Source organism: Streptomyces sp. PSU-S4-23 (genome assembly GCF_055632315.1).
The window spans coordinates 6569911-6585734 of record NZ_JBVMUU010000002.1 but is presented as its reverse complement, the minus strand read 5'-3'; the positions used below and the strand labels follow the sequence as shown (position 1 = coordinate 6585734).

The window sequence follows — 15824 nt, the reverse complement described above, 5'->3', positions numbered from 1 at the left end:
AACGGCGGCCTCACACCGGCAGTCCGACCCATGGCACGGCAAGCGCGCTCGCCGCTGTGTTGATAGCCATCGGCGGACTAGCGCAGTTGGCGTCTCCGGTTGCCGCGCAGGCCACGCCCCGACACTCCGCGAAGCCCGCCGCGATGTCGACTGCGAGTTCTAATCCCGGCGTTGCGGCGGCGGCCGCTGTCGCGCAGGCGAAACGGACCGGCAAGCCGGTCGGCATACCAGCGCTGACCACAGAGACTGAGACGGTGGCCGCAACCCCTTCAGGGGCGTTGGCGCTCACCCAGTCCGTCTACCCGACGCGCGTGAGGCGCCACGGAGCATGGACGCCGGTGAACACGACCCTGCACGTGCGCAGCGACGGCGCTGTCGAGCCGGCCGCGGTACCGTCGGGTGTCGTCCTGTCGGGCGGCGGGTCCGGGCCCCTGGCCACCATGACCTCGTACGGCAAGCAACTGTCCATCTCCTGGCCCGCCTCGCTGCCCAGACCGGTCATCGACGGCAACACCGCCACCTACCGCGAGGTGCTGCCTGGCGTGGACCTGCGGGCCTCGGTCAGCCCGATCGGCGGTTTCTCCGAGGTCTTGGTCGTCAAGAACGCCAAAGCGGCCGCCGACCCCCGGCTGAGCGCTCTCACGCTCACCACCGCCGCCAAGGGCCTGCACATCTCCCAGGACGAGGCTGGCAACTTGAAGGCCACCGACCCGACCCGGGCCGTCTTCTTCACCTCCCCCACCCCCGTCATGTGGGATTCCAGCACCACACCAGTGGCTTCAGCGCACACAACGAGCACGCCGACGCCATCAGCAAACCCTTCCACTGCCGCCGCGCCGTCCGCCGCACGGCGGCTTGCTCCCTCCTCTGCGGACGGGCCCGGCCCGAGCGCTCAGATCTCCCGGATTCCGGTCGGCCAAGTCGGGCACGACCTGCGTCTGAGGCCCAACAGCGGGATCCTGCGCGGGCTGAAGACGCACTACCCGGTATACATCGATCCCAGCTGGAACCCTGACTACGCCTCCACACCGAAGCAGGCTTACGACGAGGTGCAGCAGGGCTGCCCCGACAACAACGCCCTCAACTCCTCGACCATCCCCTACAACACGCCCGGCGTGGGCTTGAACAACTACTCCGGGTGCATCGGCGTCGAGCGTGCGTTCTTCCAGTTCAAAATGGACACGCGGCTGTGGAACAGCTCGGTGAAGGTCGTCGGCGCGACCTTCAAGGCGATGGAGGTCTACTCGGCCTCATGCTCGGTCACCTCCGACGTCCAGGCCTACCTGACCGGCACCATCGGCTCCTCCACGACCTGGAACAACCAGCCAGGCAAGGGCACCTGGCAGGACACCCAGTCCTTCGGCTCCGCCTGCTCCTCCAACCCCTCGCAGGGTTTCGACGTCACCAACGCCTTCACGCAGGCTGCCTCCGGGCGCTGGACTGCCGTCGCCCTCGGCCTGTTCGCATCGGACGAGTCCAGCGCCCTGGACTTCCGCCGCTTCGCCAATAACCCGACCGTGACGGTGACCTACGACTCCGTGCCCTCGGTGACCTCCGCGGCTACCAGTCCCTCCACAGCCTGCTCGGGCGGCACAGTCGGAAACACGTCCGTGACCCTGAACGCCCTTTTGAACGACGCCGACCAGGGTGCACCGCTCCAGGCGAAATTCACCCTTACCGGCAAAGACAGCTCCGGCTCCACGGTCTATCCCACCTCGGGCTCCCCGAGCCAGCCGGTCGAACCGGCCACCACCGTCACCGGTCACGGCTCCGTCATCTGGTACGTCGGCTATCTGCCCACCGGCTCCTACACGTGGACCGCGCAGGCCGACGACGGCAAGTACCTTTCCGCCCAGACCACCTGCCATTTCACCGTCGACTCCACCAAACCAGGCGTACCGGGCATCAGCTCCGCAACGTTCCCGCAAGGAGGCACCGGACCGTTCCGCACCGTCGGCGAGTTCGACTTCACCCCGCCCACCAACCTCCCCGCCGGCGTGAAGATCGTCAAATACGCGTACAACTGGGGCACGCCCCCGCCCACGGTCAACCCGCCCCTGACCGCGAGCGCCGACTCCAGCGGCAAGGCCGCCGTCACCCTCACTCCCCTCGGCTACATCCACGACGTGCTCTACGTCTACGACATCGACAGTGCCGGCAACCAGTCCGACGCCCAGTCCTACTGGTTCAACACGCAGCAGCCCACCACCGCCGACGTCACCGGAGACTTCAGCGGCGATGGCAAGCCGGACCTGATCGTGCCGGGCGTCGACGGCAACCTGCGGCTGTACACCGGCGACGGAACCGGTGCCGTCGACACGCCCCTGAACCTCACCACCGGAGCCTCCCTGAGGGGTTCCAGGCTCGCCGTCGGCGGGTTCCGTATGTGGGGCGAGCAGGACGTACTCACCCTCACCCCCAGCGGACAGGCCTACATCTACTTCGGTAACGGTGACGCCGAACCGCAGCCGGACGTCGCTCCTCAGTCCGCTCTTCTCTCCCCCGATACCACCTTCACGTGGTCACAGGTCACCTCCCTGACCGCCGACGACTCCCAGTACGCCGCCGCCAACCAGTCGAACCTGTGGGCCGTCACCAACGACGGCACACTGTGGTGGATCCCCTCCACCAGCGCCACCGGAGACTTCTCCACCCCGGTCCAACTGGCCACCGGCTGGCAGAACAAAACCCTCGCCTACGCCGGCATCGTCGGTGGCTACCCCGCACTGTGGGCCCGCGACACCTCCACCGGCGAAGTCGACCTGTACACCGGATCGGCCAACATCACCGCCGGCTCGCCCACCAGCACCAAGACCGTCGCCGCGGTCTCCGGCTGGACCTCGGCCGCCCACCCCGACCTGTACTCGGCGGGAGCCGCCAACAGCGGAAACGCCAGCCCTGACCTGTGGGCCACCGACAGCCAGGCCGTCCACAACGTCTTCTACTATCCCGTCGGCAGCCTGGGCTCGGGCGCTCGTGTGCAAACGCTCAGTCCCAGCGACGACTTCACCGGCAATGGCAATGCCGGCATGGCCGCCGAGTGGAGCGACGGCACACTGCACATGTACACCAGTCAGCCGGGAGGCAGCCTCACCGGCGGGTGGCAGGCCTGGGACTCCTCCTGGGGCGGCATGCACCTGATGGTGTCCGGAGACTTCAACGGCGACGGCAAAGCCGACGTCGTGGGCCTGTGGTCCGACGGCACGTTGCACCTCTACCCCGGAACCGGGACCGGCGGCCTGGACTCCACCCACGTCACCCAGCTGTACGGCGGAACCACCTGGGGCACCATGAAGCAGATGGTCGCCGGAGACTTCAACGGCGACGGCCAGACCGACCTGGTGACCATCTGGGGCGACGGCACCCTCCACCTGTACACCAACAACGGCCAGGGTGATCTCAACCCCTCCACCCAGCTCACCTCGGTCAGCTGGGGGAACATGAAGATCCTGGCCGCCGGCGACTACACCGGCGACGGCATCGCGGACATCCTCGCCGAGTGGGCGGATGGCACCCTCCACCTCTACAACGGAACGGGAACGTTCAGCTCCAGCACCCAGATGATCGACGGCAGCACCTGGTCCACCGTCACCCACCTCGTTCCCGGCGACTTCAGCGGTGACGGCAAGACGGACCTGGCCGCAGTCTGGGGCGACGGCAGCATCCACCTCTACCTCGGCGACGGCAAGGGCAACCTCACCAACGGCCCCGCCATGTGGCCCGACAACAGCTGGGGATCCATGAAACTCATCAGCTGACCCGCGGCGCGTGGCCGGTGCAGGCCAACGCCGCCGGACTGGACCCCTCTCACCGCTCAAGGGCTACGCCGGGCAGGCTAGAGGCCGGGTATCAGGAACTTGACACCCGGCCTCGGGGGAGCTCGGCCCATACCTGAGGAGTCGGCGGCGAATGCCGGGCAGGGTGACGGCGGAGGCGAGTTGGGCGGCGGTGACCAGTAGCAACCCCCGCCCGGCCCCGCCAACCCGGCTTCCCATTTTCTGCAGTTCCTGCCGGGGACTCGAACCTGAGGCCAACGACTTCCTGTGCCTCTCCAGTTGCCAGCCATCGATCGCACGGCCCCATCGCGGCCCCTGTCCGCCGCCCACGCGCAACGACACCGCCGCACTCCCACCCGGCCCCGACGCCACCGACAACGGCCCGCGCACCCCAGCGGCAATGAGATCCGCCCCGCCCAGCACGCCCGCTCAACTGACGGGCCGCCGACCCCATCCAGCACCGATCCGGCAGCGGTACGGATGATCAGGGATGACGACAGGTGACGGGACGTCAAGATATCCAGCGCGGATCCAGCAGCGTTTCCAGCGACAGGGCGCCCCCAAATGGGGCCGACCCCGCCTGACCTGCACATTTGCCACATCGGCCACGTCGATGCTATAGCGCCGACTAAATGTCGAAGCGGAACTCCACCACGTCGTACTGCCCGCCCGCCCATCCGTTGACGAGGGTCTCGGCCATCGAGCCTGCCCCACGAAGTCCTCAGCCCACACAGGACGACAAGTCAGCCGTGTGTCATCTCTACAAGGAAGCGTCAACACCGAGAAGATTCCGGTCCGCAGCCCCACCCCACAGCGCATGCCCCCCAGCCCAGCGGGATTCGAGTGCGAACACTCTCCGCAGGATCACCGTGGACCTCCCCCAGGACTCGAACGTGCGGCCAGGGTCACCCTCCCGAGCCTGCGGCTCAGAGCCTCCCGTCCCCATGGCCGGCGCGGCCGGCAAGCAAGCCGACGCGCTTCTCGCCGACCAGAGGTCACGTGGCGATGACCGGCAGCACGTCCGGCGACAGTGCCGCCGCCCTTGCCGAGGCACTCGTCATACGCCTGCGGTGATGGCGGCGGCACAAGACCTCGTAGCCGACCTCGCCCTCGGCCCGGTCCACGTCGCCCACCACGACCTGCTTCCCCTCCAGCACCATCTCCCCGCCCACCGTCCGGGCGTTGTGCGTGGCCCGCGCCCCGCACCAGCACATGGCCTCGACCTGCAACGTCTCGATACGGTCCGCCAGTTCGATCAGCCGCTGCGAACCCGGGAAGAGACGAGTGCGGAAGTCGGTGGTGATGCCGAACGCGAAGACGTCCAGGCCGAGGTCGTCAACCACCCGCGCCAACTGGTCGATCTGTTCCGGGGCCAGGAACTGCGCCTCGTCCACAATCACGTAGTCGACCTTGCCGCCCTGCGACAACTCTTCGACCACGTATCCGTACAGATCGAGCCCCGGGAGCGCCTCCACTGCGTCCGTCACCAGACCCAGCCGCGACGACAGCTTCCCCTCACCCGCGCGGTCGTCCCGCGTGAAAATGAGGCCCTGAAGTCCACGCGCGGAACGATTATGTGAAATTTGTAGCGCCAAAGTTGACTTCCCGCAGTCCATCGTTCCGGAGAAGAACACCAGCTCGGGCATGAGGAGTCGAGGACCTTTCGGAGCGGGAGCCAGCGCGTGTGGGGGCATCGTGAGCGTACGGCCGCGGGAGGCGGTCGCGATCAGGTGCGGACTTCCAGCAGCGGCACCAGCTGTTCCACGGGCGTCAGCGACCCGTGGTTGCCGACCATCGCCGACTCCTTCGGCTCCCGCTCGGACGCGATGATCAGCACGTCGTCATGGGCCGCCGCGACCACGTCCCCGATGCGCGCGTACACCCGTTCGTCGACGTGCGGACCGAACCAGCCCGCCGCGATCGCCTCGTCCCGCGAGGCCACCCAGAACTGCTCGCCGAGCACCTCCCGCCAGCAGGTCAGGACGTCGTTCTCGGCGCCCGGCAGGGCGTAGACGTGCCGGGCACGCCCCTCGCCGCCCAGCAGGGCCACCCCGGCGCGCAGCTCCCAGTCCTGGTCGAAGTCGATGCGGTGCCGCTCGTCGAACGCAACGTCGATCATCCCGTGGTCGGCGGTGACGTACAGGGCGGTGCGCGGCGGCAGCTGCTCGGCCAGGCGCTGCACAAGCCGGTCGACGTACATGAGCTGTCCGCGCCAGGCGTCCGAGTCGACCCCGAAGCGGTGGCCGGCACCGTCGAGCTCGGAGTAGTAGGTGTAGACGAGCGAGCGGTCGCCCGCGGCCAGTTGCTCGGCCGCCAGGTCCATGCGGTCCTCGCCGGTCAGCCGCCCGTGGAACGTTCCGCCGCTCAGCGCGACCTTGGTCAGCGGGGTGTTCTCGAAGGCGGGGGAGGACACCTGCGCCGTGTGGACACCGGCCGCGTCGGCGAGCTGGAAGATCGTGGGGTGCGGCTGCCAGGCGCGCGGCGAGGTCCACGGCTGCCAGCGGAGCTGGTTCATCAGCTCGCCGGTCTCCGGGTTGCGCACGGTGTAGCCGGGCAGGCCGTGCGCCCCGGGCGGAAGACCGGTGCCGACGCAGGCGAGGGAGGTCGCGGTGGTCGCCGGATAGCCCGCGGTGATCGGGCGTCCGGTGCCGCCGCGGGAGGACGGCAGGAGCGAGGACATGAAGGGGGCGTCGCCGGGGTGCGCCTTCAGCTGCAGCCAGCCGAGCCCGTCGACCAGGAAGACACAGGCCCGGTCGGCGGCGGCCAGTTCCGGTATGCCGGCGGTCCGGCCCGGTACCCCCATCCCTGCGGCGAGGGTGGGCAGCAGGTCGGCCAGCGAGCCGGTGCCGTACTCGGGGACGGGCGCGGAGCCGACGGCGAGCGGCTCCGGGTGGTGGTCCCAGGTGGGCAGTGCCATCAGCGGGTGAGGTCCGCGGTCGCTTCGGAGAGGGACTGCGCGAAGGCGAGCGCCTGGCGCACCGTCTCCGGACCGTCGCCGGCCTCGCTGACGCGGAGGCTGAGGTCGTCCGCCGTCGAGCTGCCCGTGTAACCGTGGTCCGCCTCGCAGTTGGGGTCGCCGCAGGCGGCGGGCTCCAGGTCGATGCGGGAGACGGCGCCCCAGCCGATGGTCAGGACGACCTCGCGGGGCAGCGTGCCCGGCGTGTACGACTCCGGGTGGGCGACGACGCGGCTGACGACAACCGACGAGATCCGGCCGAGCTTCACCGATTCGGTCGATGTCGTCGCGTACGGGGTCGGGGAGGTGTCGTCCGCGGCCTGCTCGTCGGTGTGGCTGACGATGAAGCGGTTGCCGGTGAGGACCAGCACGGTCACATGCCGGCGCACCTCGTTCGCGTCGAAGGTCGTCTCCTGGTGGACCAGATACGACCGGATGGGCTCGCCGCCCACGGCGGCCTCCACCGCCTCGGCCACGAGAGCCGGGTAGTAGCCGCTGCGCTCGATCGCCGCGCGCAGCCCCTGGGTCGTCGTACTGGTCTTGGCCATGACGTCCATCCTAGTCCGTGGGCCCGACCACTCCGGGACGGTCATGGGCATCCGGGCTGTTCGAACGGCGGGGCCGTGCACGGCGCCGCGGGCGGGCGCCGGAGACCGGTCCGTCAGTACACGGGGAGCGTCCTCGGGCCGAGGTCGTCGCGGGCGGGCGGGGGCCCGAGCCGCACGGTGGCGCCGAGGACGCTCAGGCCGTGGGGGGCGACGACCACGGGCTCCAGGGTGACCGCGACGACCTCCGGGTGATCGTCGACCAGCCGGGACACGCGCAGCATCAGCTCTTCGAGGGCGGATGTGTCGACGGGGTCGGAGCCGCGCCAGCCGAACAGGAGCGGGGCCGTCCGGATCGATCGCACCAGGGAGGCGGCTTCGCGGTCCGTGACCGGGATCAGCCGGTGCGCCGTGTCGCCGAGGAGCTGGGAGGCGGCCCCGGCCAGCCCGAACGACAGCACGGCACCGGCGGCGGGGTCGATGACGGCCTGGATGAGGATGTCGACGCCGCGCGGCGCCATGGCCTGGACGACCGGCCGGATCTCCTCGGGCGCCCCGAACAACTCGGTCAACTCGGCGTAGGCGCGCCGCAGCTGTTCCTCGTCGGCCAGCTCCAGGCGAACCCCGCCCAGGTCGGCGCGGTGCCGCAGATGGGGAGCGGTCGCCTTCAGGGCCACCGGGTAGCCGATCGCGCGGGCGGCGCCGACGGCGGCCTCGGGCGTGGGTGCCGGCAGCGCCTTGCGTACCTGGATGCCGTAGCGCGCGAGCAGGTCGCAGGTCTCGTCCGTGCCCAGGGTCGGCCCCTCGTCGCGTGCGAGCAGCCAGCCGATCAGCTCGGCGGCTCCCTTCTCGTCGATGTCGTCGTACTCGGGCACCTTGCCCGGCTCGGCGGCCTCGCGCCGCCACTGGGCGTACTCGACGGCTTCCGCGAGGGCCCTGACGGCGCGCTCGGCGGCGGGGTAGGCGGGGATGAGGCGGGCGCCGGGCGGTGCCACCGGGGTGATCGGCGGCTCCGCGGGGCGCGCGAGGTCGCTCCGCTGGGCCTGCGGTGACGTGCCGACCGCCGCGGACAGCGCCCCCGCGATCCCGCCCATCTCGACGTGCACCACGAGGACCGGCTTGGCGGGGGCCGCCGCCGCGGCCGAGCGGAGCGCCTCCGCCAGGGCCGCGTCCTGGTCGGAGTTCTCGCCGACCGCCGGTATCGCCGTCACGATGACGGCGTCGCACGAGTCGTCGGCCAGCGCCGCCGACAGCGCCCGGTGGAAGTCCTCTGCCGTGGCCGCCGTCGTCAGGTCCAGCGGCCGCGACGGCCGCAGCCCCTCGGTCAGGCACGCGTCGTACGTCAGCAGGCCCAGCGACTCGGAGTTCCCGAGGATGGCCACCCGTCCTCCCGCGGGCAGCGGCTGACGGGCCAGCAGCAGTCCCGTGTCCACCAGTTCGGTGATCGTGTCCACCCGGAGCACGCCGGCCTGCCGGAGCAGGGCGGACACCGTGGCGTGCGGCAGCCGTGTGGCCCGTACGGCGTGGCCCTGCGGCGCGCCCCCGTGCCGCGCTCCCTGCACGACGACCAGGGGCTTGGCCAGGGCCGTGCGGCGCGCGAGGCGGGTGAACTTGCGCGGGTTGCCGATGGACTCCAGGTACATCAGGGCGACGTCGGTGTCCGGGTCGTCGTACCAGTACTGCAGGACGTCGTTGCCCGACACGTCCGCCCGGTTCCCGGAGGAGACGAAGGTCGACACGCCCGTGACCCCGGTGACGCCTCCCCCGCGCCGCTGCAGCCGCGACAGCAGCGCGATCCCGATGGCGCCGGACTGGGCGAAGAGGCCGATGCGTCCCGGGCGCGGCATCTCGGGCGCGAGGGACGCGTTGAGCCGGACCGACGGCGAGGTGTTGATGATCCCGAAGGCGTTCGGCCCGATGATCCTCATTCCGTACGACCGGGCCTGGCGCACCAGTTCCCGCTGCCGCCGGCGTCCCTCCTGACCGCTCTCGGCGTACCCGGCGGAGACGACCACGAGCCCCTGCACCCCGTGCTCGCCGCACTCGGCGACGACCTCGGGAACGCACTGCGCGGGTACGGCGACGACGGCGAGGTCGACCGGCTCGGCGATGTCGCGGACGGAGCGGTGGGCGGGGACTCCGTCGAGTTCCTTCTGCCCTTCGGCGAACGCCGTGTTCACCGCGTACAGGCGGCCGGTGAAGCCGGCGTCCCGGAGGTGGTCGAGGATGCTGCGGCCCACTCCCCCGGGCGTGCGGCCCGTGCCGATGACGGCGACCGAGCCGGGCGCGAGTAGCCGCTTCACCGACCGCGCCTCGGCCCGCTGCTCCCGCGCGCGCTGCACGGCGAGCGACCGGTCGGTGGGCTCCAGGTCGAACTCCAGCCGGACGACGCCGTCCTCGAAGCTGCGCTTCTGCTGGTACCCGGCGTCCGTGAACACCTTGATCATCTTGGTGTTGGCGGGCAGCACCTCGGCGGTGAACCGGCGGATGCCGCGCTCCCGGGCCACCGCCGCGATGTGTTCGAGGAGGGCCGAGGCGACGCCGCGCCCCTGGTGCGCGTCCTGGACCAGGAAGGCGACCTCGGCCTCGTCGGCCTGCCCCGAGGCGGGCCGGCCGTCGGCGCCGATGCGGTCGTACCGTACGGTTGCGATGAACTCGCCGGCCACCGTCGCCGCGAGTCCCACCCGGTCCACGAAGTCGTGGTGGGTGAAGCGGTGGACGTCCTTGGCGGACAGGCGGGGGTAGGGCGCGAAGAAGCGGTAGTACTTCGACTCGTCCGAGACCTGCTCGTAGAAGCTGACGAGGCGCTCGGCGTCGTCGGCGGTGATGGGCCTGATGCGCGCGGTGCCGCCGTCGCGCAGCACCACGTCGGCCTCCCAGTGGGCGGGGTACTCGTGCCGGTCCGACGCGATCTGCATGGGCCCCAGAGTAAGGCTCGCGTGTGACAACGGCGCGAGGCAGTCTGGGGGGAACCGGTCCGGGGCCGCCCCGGACACGACCGGCGCCCCTTCCGGCGCACCTCACGGTATGGGAAACTGGTCTAGACAACATTGACACCTGAAGGGCAGCAACACATGGCTGAGCGCCGCGTCAACGTCGGCTGGGCCGAGGGCCTCCACGCCCGCCCCGCCTCCATCTTCGTCCGGGCGGCCACGGCCTCCGGCGTCCCCGTGACGATCGCCAAGGCCGGCGGCAACCCCGTCAACGCCGCGTCCATGCTGGCGGTTCTCGGTCTGGGCGCCCAGGGCGGCGAGGAGATCGTGCTCGCCTCCGAGGCGGAGGGCGCGGACGCCGCGCTGGACCGTCTGGCCAGGCTGGTCGCGGAGGGACTGGAGGAGCTTCCCGAGACCGTCTGACCCTTCACTCCTCGCGGTGCGGCGGAGCCGCGTCGGCCTTCACGGCGGACGCGGCTCCGCCGCGTCCGCTCCCGCCGGCCGCGAACCTCACCGCCGGTACCACCGCGCACGGCGCATTCCGCAGAATGCGCAAAAAATCCGCAAGCCACGCGCGAATCGCACACTCGGCTTTTTCCATGGCACGCGAAAAACGGGCAGCCGAAATAGCCCCCGCCGAATATCCCCCTCTTTGTATACGGCGCCCGTGTTAATTCCGCAGCCCTGAGATGTTTACGGCTTGTTGCGAAGTCCTCACACGGTCCGTCCGGTCTCCCGTGCCCGGGAAGCGGAGGCGGTGCGCGGCGGTCGCGCGCTCGGCGTGCAGCGCCGTGAGGGCCCGCGCCCGCTCGCCGTCCCCACGCGCGACGGCGTCCACGATGCCGCCGTGTTCCGCCCAGGACTCCACGGGGCTGGCCGGCGCCTCCACCGTGTACATCCAGGCGATCTTGTGCCGCAGCTGGGCGAGCGTCGACGTCAGCGCCGGGCTCCCGCATGCCTGTGCGAGCGTCTCGTGGAACCAGCCGCCCAGCGAGCGCAGATCGTCGCTACTGCCCTTCCTGGCCCGCTCCTGCCCCAGCCTGACCAGGCCCCGCAACACCTTCAGATGGGCCTCGGTGCGCCGCTGGGCGGCCCGCGCGGCCCCGAGCGGCTCCAGCAGCATCCGCATCTCCAGGAGGTCGGCGGCCTCCCGCTCGCTGGGTTCCGCCACGCACGCGCCGGCGTGCCTGCGGGTGACGACGAAGCCCTCGGCCTCCAGCGTGCGCAGGGCCTCGCGCACGGGGACGCGCGAGACACCGTAGCGACGTGCGAGGAGTTCCTCGGTGAGCCGGCTGCCCCGCTCGTAGACACCCGCGACGATGTCATCACGGATCGCCGTGCATACCGAGTGTGCCGGAATACGCATGTCCGACCTCCGCCTTAATCCCCGTGAAACGTCGCCGATTGACGCCTGTTCAACCGACTCTATTGCAGCGGGCCGGAATTTCCGACGGCGGGCCGGAATCCATGGATATTTTTTGGACAGCCGCCCTTGGAAACGACGATGACCCCGGCTCGCCGGCCGGGGTCATCGGGCACCCGCGCCCCGTTTCGGGGCGCGCGGTCAGACGTTCACACCGTGCGCCCGGAGGTAGGCGACGGGGTTGATGTCCGAGCCGTACTCCGGGCTCGTACGGGCCTCGAAGTGCAGATGCGGCCCGGTCACGTTGCCGGTGGCCCCGGAGAGGGCTATCTGCCGGCCGGGGGTGACCCGCTGGCCCACGGAGACGCCGATGGACGACAGATGGCCGTACTGCGTGTAGGTGCCGTCGTTCATCCTGATGACGATCTGATTGCCGTACGCACCGCCCCAGCCCGCCTCGACGACGGTACCGGCGCCGACCGCGTGCACGGGCGTGCCCGTGGCGGCGTGGAAGTCGATGCCGGTGTGGGTGCCGGAGGACCACAGGGAGCCGCCGGTGCGGTAACCGGTGGAGACGTACGAGCCGTAGACCGGCGCCACGTACGCGGTCAGGCGCCTGCGCTCGGCCTCACGGGCGGCGCGCTCCTTGGCCGCGCGCTCCTTGGCGGCCGTCTCCGCGGCCCTCCTGCGCGCGGCCTCCTCGGCCTTCTTGTGCTCGGCGGCCTGCTTCTGGGCGGCGGCCTGGGCGCCGATCTTCTCGGCGACCGAGTCGCCGAGCGTGACGGCCTGCATCAGTCCGGTCTGCTCGACCGGGTTGCCGGCCGCGAGGGCGGGGGCGGACAGGGTGCCGATGACACCGGTGGTGGTGAGCGCCGCGACGCCCATGGCGTTCGTGGTCGTGCGCTTCACGCGGCTCGGACGGCGGTGCTTCCCGGTGGCGCAGGTGAACGCCATGAAGTGACTGGTCCTTTCCTTCCCTCTCGCCTACCGGGTTAGCTGACGGGTTCGGAGCAGGAAGGTCTCCTACGGGCAGGGCCCGATTCACCCCAGGGACTGCGGTGGGTCCCCGGCTCCCCTGGCTCGCGCCGTACGGGGACTCGGCGATGACTGTCCGGTGCCGCGGACGCGGCCTACTGCCTGACGGACAGCCGGACAGACGCTAAGCGGGCCCCGATTCCCGCGACAAACCGAGCAGGGGATTTGTAGCGCATCCCACAGGGCAGAAGGGCAGCCTCCATGGCAATGCGGACAAATCCCCGACGGCAGGGCCCCGGTGACCGTGTGGTCACCGGGACCCCTCGGACGCCGCTGCCGTGCGCGCGTGTCCCCTCGGACGCCGCTGCCGTGCGCGGGTGTCCCCTCATGGCTGCACGCGCGCGTGCCCGCCGTGCTACTCGGCCGCCACGACGCTCACTTCACCGATGCCGAGCGCCCTGACCGGCTCCGCGATCTTCGCCGCGTCGCCCACCAGGACGGTCACCAGACGGTCCACCGGGAAGGCGCTCACGACCGCGGCCGTGGCCTCCACCGTGCCCGTGGCGGCGAGCGCCTGATACAGCGCCGCCTGGTAGTCGTCGGGAAGGTGCTGCTCGACCTGGTCGGCGAGCGTGCTCGCGACGGCGGCCGCGGTCTCGAACTTGAGCGGCGCCACCCCCACCAGGTTCTGCACGGCGACATCGCGCTCGGCGTCCGTCAGCCCCTCGGCGGCGAGGGTGCGCAGCACCTTCCACAGGTCGTCGAGCGCCGGGCCGGTGTTGGGCGTGTCGACGGAGCCGCTGATGGCGAGCATCGCGGCACCGGTGCCGTCGGGCGCGGAGCGCAGCACCTGGCCGAACGCCCGCACACCGTAGGTGTAGCCCTTCTCCTCGCGCAGGACGCGGTCCAGGCGGGAGGTGAGGGTGCCGCCGAGGCAGTACGTGCCGAGCACCTGCGCGGGCCACACGCGGTCGTGGCGGTCGGCGCCGACGCGGCCGATGAGCAGTTGCGTCTGGACCGCGCCGGGGCGGTCCACGATGATCACCCGGCCGGTGTCGTCGGCGGCCACCGGCGGCACCGGACGCGGTTTGGCGGGCGCCCCCGTCCAGGCGCCGAGCGTCTCGCCGAGCAGTGCGTCCAGGTCGACCCCGGTGAGGTCGCCGACCACGACGGCGGTGGCCGTCACGGGCCGTACGTGCCGCTCGTAGAAGGCGCGGACGGCCGCGGAGTCGATGCGCTCGACCGTCTCCTCGGTGCCCTGGCGCGGGCGCGACATGCGCGAGGCGGCGGGGAACAGCTGCCTGGACAGTTCCTTGGCGGCGCGACGGGCCGGGTTGGCGGTCTCGTGCGGGATCTCGTCGAGGCGGTTGCGCACCAGGCGCTCGACCTCGCTGTCCGCGAACGCCGGCGACCTCAGGGCGTCGGCGAGCAGCCCGAGCGCCTTCGGGAGGCGGGAGACGGGCACTTCGAGGGAGAGGCGGACGCCGGGGTGGTCGGCGTGCGCGTCGAGGGTGGCGCCGCAGCGCTCCAGCTCGGCGGCGAACTCCTCGGCGGAGTGCTTGTCGGTGCCCTCGGAGAAGGCGCGCGCCATGATCGTGGCGACGCCGTCGAGACCGGCCGGCTCGGCGTCCAGGGGCGCGTCGAGGAGCACCTCGACGGCGACGACCTGCTGGCCGGGGCGGTGGCAGCGCAGCACCGTCATGCCGTTGTCGAGCGTGCCGCGCCCGGGTGCCGGGAACGCCCACGGCCGGGCCTCGCCGGGCTGGGGCTGCGGGTGGAAGTCCATGGTCGCGAGCTCGGTCACTTCTGCGACTCCTCGTCGTTGCGGTTGCCTTCGAGGGCGGTGCTTTCAGCGGCTTCCTCGGCCTCGGCCGCGACCGGCTCGTACACGAGCACCGCGCGGTTGTCGGGGCGCAGCCGGGTCTGGGCGACCGCCTGCACCTCCTCCGCGGTGACGTCGAGCACGCGCTGGACGGCGGTCAGGGCGAGCTGGGGGTCGCCGAAGAGCACGGCGTAGCGGCACAGTTCGTCGGCGCGGCCCGCGACCGTGCCGAGCCGGTCCAGCCACTCACGCTCCAACTGGGCCTGGGCGCGCTCCATTTCCTCGGCCGTGGGGCCCTGCTCGGCGAACCGGGCGAGCTCCTCGTCGATGGCCGCCTCGATGACCGGCACCTCCACGTCGCCGGAGGTCTTCACATCGAGCCAGCCCAGGGACGGCGCTCCGGCCAGCCGCAGCAGGCCGAACCCGGCGGCGACGGCGGTGCGGTCCCGCCGTACCAGCCGGTTGTAGAGGCGGGAGGACTCACCGCCGCCGAGGACGGTGAGCGCGAGGTCGGCCGCGTCGCACGCGCGCGTGCCGTCGTTCGGCAGCCGGTAGGCGGCCATCAGGGCACGTGCCGGGACCTCCTCCTCGACGACCTCGCGCAGCTGCGAGCCGATGGTGTCCGGCAGGGAGCCGTCGCGGGGCGCGGGCTTGCCGTCGTGCGCGGGGATGGAACCGAAGTACTTCTCCACCCAGGCGAGGGTCTGCCGCGGGTCGATGTCGCCGACGACGGACAGGACGGCGTTGTTGGGCGCGTAGTAGGTGCGGAAGAACTCCCGCGCGTCCTCCAGGGTGGCCGCGTCCAGGTCCGCCATCGACCCGATCGGCGTGTGGTGGTAGGGGTGGCCCTCCGGGTAGGCGAGCGCGGTCAGTTTCTCGAAGGCGGTGCCGTAGGGGACGTTGTCGTAGCGCTGGCGGCGCTCGTTCTTCACGACGTCCCGCTGGTTCTCCATGGACTCGTCGTCGAGGGCGGCGAGCAGCGAGCCCATGCGGTCGGCCTCCAGCCACAGGGCGAGCTCCAGCTGGTGGGTCGGCATGGTCTCGAAGTAGTTGGTGCGCTCGAAGCTCGTCGTGCCGTTGAGCGAGCCGCCGGCGCCCTGCACCAGCTCGAAGTGGCCGTTGCCCCTGACCTGGGCCGATCCCTGGAACATCAGGTGCTCGAAGAGGTGGGCGAGGCCGGTGCGGCCCTGGACCTCGTGGCGCGAGCCGACGTCGTACCAGAGGCACACCGCCGCGACCGGGGTCAGGTGGTCCTCGGAGAGCACCACGCGCAGGCCGTTGGACAGGCGGTGCTCGGTCGCTGTCAGGCCGCCGGAGCCTGCCTCGGCTGTGGCCGTGTGACCCATGGGCATGTACGTCCCTTCGATCGCGGAAACTGTCGGGGAAACCGCGGTTTCCTGCCGGTCCTGTCACTGTATGCAAGCGTGCGCGCGGGTGGCCAAGTTCCCGTGCGC

At 71.1% G+C, this 15824-nt stretch carries 10 protein-coding genes and 1 riboswitch; of the genes, 2 read left to right on the top strand and 8 right to left on the bottom strand.

The annotated features are described in order from the left end of the window. The first annotated feature begins 338 nt into the window (after nt 1–338). Nucleotides 339–3758, top strand: coding sequence for an FG-GAP-like repeat-containing protein (locus tag ACZ79I_RS29970; protein WP_471501254.1), 3420 nt, complete (start codon nt 339–341; stop codon nt 3756–3758). A gap of 1013 nt (nt 3759–4771) precedes the next feature. On the opposite strand, the gene ACZ79I_RS29965 is transcribed toward ACZ79I_RS29970, so the two are convergent. The 4 genes from ACZ79I_RS29965 to ACZ79I_RS29950 form a co-directional block, all read right to left on the bottom strand. Beyond that, complete coding sequence (locus tag ACZ79I_RS29965; protein WP_471501252.1) at nt 4772–5422, bottom strand: thymidine kinase; 651 nt, start codon at nt 5420–5422, stop codon at nt 4772–4774. A gap of 80 nt (nt 5423–5502) precedes the next feature. Then, nucleotides 5503–6693, bottom strand: a complete 1191-nt coding sequence (locus ACZ79I_RS29960) for an alkaline phosphatase family protein (protein WP_471501250.1) — start codon at nt 6691–6693, stop codon at nt 5503–5505. Beyond that, on the bottom strand, nt 6693–7280 hold the full coding sequence (locus tag ACZ79I_RS29955) for a DUF5998 family protein (RefSeq protein ID WP_381080990.1): 588 nt from the start codon (nt 7278–7280) through the stop codon (nt 6693–6695). Before ACZ79I_RS29955 ends, ACZ79I_RS29960 begins: the two co-directional genes overlap by 1 nt. Nucleotides 7281–7393: 113 nt before the next feature. Then, nucleotides 7394–10195: a bifunctional acetate--CoA ligase family protein/GNAT family N-acetyltransferase gene (locus tag ACZ79I_RS29950; protein ID WP_471501248.1), complete on the bottom strand. Its 2802-nt coding sequence runs from the start codon at nt 10193–10195 to the stop codon at nt 7394–7396. A 156-nt stretch (nt 10196–10351) separates the two neighbouring features. On the opposite strand from ACZ79I_RS29950, the gene ACZ79I_RS29945 reads away from it, so the two are divergent. Next, the gene (locus tag ACZ79I_RS29945) at nt 10352–10633 is read left to right on the top strand and encodes an HPr family phosphocarrier protein (protein ID WP_471501246.1); all 282 of its coding nucleotides are present in this window, start codon (nt 10352–10354) and stop codon (nt 10631–10633) included. 247 nt (nt 10634–10880) lie between these two features. Here the strand turns inward: ACZ79I_RS29945 and ACZ79I_RS29940 are convergent, their stop codons facing one another. The 4 genes from ACZ79I_RS29940 to ACZ79I_RS29925 all read right to left on the bottom strand — a co-directional run bounded on the left by ACZ79I_RS29940 (nt 10881) and on the right by ACZ79I_RS29925 (nt 15722). After that, nucleotides 10881–11576, bottom strand: coding sequence for a GntR family transcriptional regulator (locus ACZ79I_RS29940; RefSeq protein ID WP_471501244.1), 696 nt, complete (start codon nt 11574–11576; stop codon nt 10881–10883). A gap of 198 nt (nt 11577–11774) precedes the next feature. Next, the gene (locus ACZ79I_RS29935) at nt 11775–12527 is read right to left on the bottom strand and encodes a M23 family metallopeptidase (RefSeq protein WP_471501242.1); all 753 of its coding nucleotides are present in this window, start codon (nt 12525–12527) and stop codon (nt 11775–11777) included. A 12-nt stretch (nt 12528–12539) separates the two neighbouring features. After that, nucleotides 12540–12686, bottom strand: a riboswitch (cyclic di-AMP (ydaO/yuaA leader). 277 nt (nt 12687–12963) lie between these two features. Further along, on the bottom strand, nt 12964–14352 hold the full coding sequence (locus ACZ79I_RS29930; protein ID WP_471501240.1) for a M16 family metallopeptidase: 1389 nt from the start codon (nt 14350–14352) through the stop codon (nt 12964–12966). Then, the gene (locus tag ACZ79I_RS29925; RefSeq protein ID WP_471501238.1) at nt 14349–15722 is read right to left on the bottom strand and encodes a M16 family metallopeptidase; all 1374 of its coding nucleotides are present in this window, start codon (nt 15720–15722) and stop codon (nt 14349–14351) included. The genes ACZ79I_RS29930 and ACZ79I_RS29925 overlap by 4 nt, the downstream gene beginning before the upstream one ends. Nucleotides 15723–15824 lie beyond the last annotated feature (102 nt).

Bases quoted from the DNA above. Each gene is read 5' to 3' on its own strand.
- ACZ79I_RS29935 (WP_471501242.1), bottom strand. From the start codon at position 12,527: ATGGCGTTCACCTGCGCCACCGGGAAGCACCGCCGTCCGAGCCGCGTG.
- ACZ79I_RS29965 (WP_471501252.1), bottom strand. From the start codon at position 5,422: ATGCCCGAGCTGGTGTTCTTCTCCGGAACGATGGACTGCGGGAAGTCA.
- ACZ79I_RS29955 (WP_381080990.1), bottom strand. From the start codon at position 7,280: ATGGCCAAGACCAGTACGACGACCCAGGGGCTGCGCGCGGCGATCGAG.
- ACZ79I_RS29945 (WP_471501246.1), top strand. From the start codon at position 10,352: ATGGCTGAGCGCCGCGTCAACGTCGGCTGGGCCGAGGGCCTCCACGCC.
- ACZ79I_RS29925 (WP_471501238.1), bottom strand. From the start codon at position 15,722: ATGCCCATGGGTCACACGGCCACAGCCGAGGCAGGCTCCGGCGGCCTG.
- ACZ79I_RS29960 (WP_471501250.1), bottom strand. From the start codon at position 6,693: ATGGCACTGCCCACCTGGGACCACCACCCGGAGCCGCTCGCCGTCGGC.
- ACZ79I_RS29940 (WP_471501244.1), bottom strand. From the start codon at position 11,576: ATGCGTATTCCGGCACACTCGGTATGCACGGCGATCCGTGATGACATC.
- ACZ79I_RS29950 (WP_471501248.1), bottom strand. From the start codon at position 10,195: ATGCAGATCGCGTCGGACCGGCACGAGTACCCCGCCCACTGGGAGGCC.